We start from the raw sequence: 1,085 nt of genomic DNA on the forward strand, positions 1-1,085 counted from the left end.
ACCTTATTCTGTAAATTGTAAAATGTTTCTAACTAAAAAAGCTGTCTTGTAATTTGGGTTTACCAAATTACAAGACAGCTTCCCTTCATATTTCCTATACAAACCTTTTTACTATTTGACTCCTGCATCTTGCACAGATTCAATTTTCTTTTTCTTCCCTTCTTTTATTTCATTATAATAAGAAGGGAATTCTATATTATGCTCTAAGAAATAATCCTCAATTAATGAAATAATTACTTTCAATGTTTTCARACGRGCRTATAATTTATCATTACTCGCRATAATATKCCATTTWGCATTCGGCTTATTTGTWTYTTCAAACATRTCTTCYATTGCTTCGACATACTCATCCCATTTTTCACGATTWCGCCAGTCTTCRTCTGTAATTTTCCACCTTTTAAGAGGGTTGTTCTCTCTTTCTGTAAATCTCTTTAACTGCTCATCTTTACTAATATGATAGAAAAACTTTCCTATTATGTAATGATCATCTGTTAATAGTTTTTCGAAATCATTAATTTCATCATACGCTCTCGTCCACTCTTCGTTTGTAGCAAAGCCTTCAACACGTTCAACTAATACACGCCCATACCATGAACGGTCGAATATAGTAATTTGCCCRTAYTGAGGAAGTTTCCGCCAAAAACGTTGCAAATAATGATACCGTTTTTCATGAGGAGCAGGCGCTCCAATTGGATTTACTTGGAATCCGCGTGGATCAAGATGTTCAGTCACTCGCTTAATTGCTCCGCCTTTACCTGCCGCATCCCAACCTTCCATAACCATCATAACGGCTATTTTCTCTTCTTTTAATATTTGTTGTAGTGCCAATAAACGCATTTGATATTTTTCAAGTTTCTTATTGTACTTAGATTTTGATTCAATTTTTTTCGTTAAATCTACTTTAGCAAGATGCTCTTTTTCCATCAAACGAATCCCCCTTGTTATATGACAATGTTATTTTAACATATTTATTGGTAATTTTTTCTTGTTTCAAAAAAGCTGTGTAGAAAATCTCTACACAGCTTCTTTCTCTAATTGTACATCCACCTCAATATTCTCTCTTCTATTCCTTACAGCTTTCATAA

General features: G+C 33.2%; 1 protein-coding gene. It reads right to left on the reverse strand.

The annotated features are described in order from the left end of the window. Positions 1-111: 111 nt before the first annotated feature. Complete coding sequence (locus tag AC1DJR_RS30950) at positions 112-924, reverse strand: polyphosphate kinase 2 family protein (protein WP_477004360.1); 813 nt, start codon at positions 922-924, stop codon at positions 112-114. Between the last annotated feature and the right edge of the window lie 161 nt (positions 925-1,085).

It is taken from the genome of Bacillus sp. 05T31, from assembly GCF_056396725.1.